Consider the following 1,385-nt stretch of genomic DNA (forward strand, 5'->3'; position numbering starts at 1 on the left):
GCCGGGCGGCGGGGGCGGCAGCGGCACCGGCCCCAGCACCTCGGCGTCCGCGGGCAGTTCGACCGCGGCCAGGAACTCGGCCACGGCCGCCGGCGTGCCGGACACGGCCGCCATCCGGGACACCGGCGGGAAGCCCAGCTCGGCCCGCTCGGCCAGTTCGCGCACGGCGTGCCCGACGGGATCCCAGCGCACCAGGGCCTGGACGGGCCGCAGGGTCGGCTCGGCCACGACGACCACGGTCCCGCCCTCGGTCTGGGGACGCACCAGCGCTCCGGCCGCGATCCACCGGCGCAGCGCGTCCTCCCCGGCCCGCAGGTCGGGTCGCCCGAGCATGGACCAGCCGTCGAGCAGCAGGGCCGCCGCGTAGCCGCCCTCGGCGACCGGTTCGGCGCCGGGCGTGCTGACGACCAGTGCCGGTGCGTCCGGGACGGTGTCCAGCACGTGCTCGCGCCCCGAGGTGCGCACCGGTACGGCGGGGAAGGCCCGCCCCAGTTCCTCGGCGGTGCGGCGCGCGCCGACGACCTGGGCACGCAGCCGGAAACCGCCGCACTCGGGGCAGTGCCAGGCGCTCTCCTCGCGACCGCACCACCCGCAGCGCAGGACGCCCCCGTCCTGCCCTTCGAGCGGGCCGGAACAGTGCCGGCAGCGGGCGGGCACCCGGCACTGGGCGCAGGCCATGCGCGGGGCGTACCCGCGCCGGGGCACCTGGACCAGCACGGGCCCGTGCCGCAGCCCCTCACGGGCCACCTGCCAGGCGAGCGTGGGCAGCCGGGCGGCCCGGGCCGCCTCGTCACGTGCGAGGTCCTCGTCCCCGACCGTGCGGACCAGCGGCGCGGTGCGGCGCACCTGGTCGCGGCCGGCGAGGAGCGGCCGGGCCCAGCCGCTCTCGACGAGCTGGGCGGCTTCCACCGTGCAGCCCCAACTACCCAGCAGGAAGGCGCACTTGTCCAGCGCGGCGCGCAGCAGGAGCACATCGCGGGCGTGCGGCTGCGGGGCGTGCTGCTCGCTGTGGCTGTCGTCACCGTCGTCCCAGACGGCGACGAGCCCCAGGTCCTGCACGGGCGCGAACATCGCCGCCCGCGTCCCGACGACGGCGCGTACGGCACCGCGCCGCACCGCCAGCCACTGCGCGTACCGCTTCTCGGGGCCCGCGTCGGCGGTCAGCAGCGCGTGCCGGCCGGGGCCGAGCAGCGCGGTCAGCGCGGCGTCCACCCGTGCCGCGGCCCGCCCGTCCGGTACGACGACGAGGGCGCCGCGTCCGGAGGACAGGGTGGCGGCGACGGCCCGGGCCAGCTCCTCGCTCCACAGCGGTCCGGGCAGCGCGTTCCACACGGCGCGAGGGGCCCCGTCGGCGGCCAGCGCGTCGAGGAAGGCGCCGCCGTGCT

Annotated in this window: 1 pseudogene; it reads right to left on the reverse strand. The window is 78.8% G+C overall.

Annotation, left to right across the window (positions count from 1 at the left end):
• Positions 1-1,385: pseudogene (locus GT045_RS04345) on the reverse strand (primosome assembly protein PriA); the annotation flags it as partial.

Origin of the sequence: Streptomyces sp. SID486, from assembly GCF_009865385.1 — a bacterium.
In the GTDB taxonomy this organism is placed as follows: domain Bacteria; phylum Actinomycetota; class Actinomycetes; order Streptomycetales; family Streptomycetaceae; genus Streptomyces.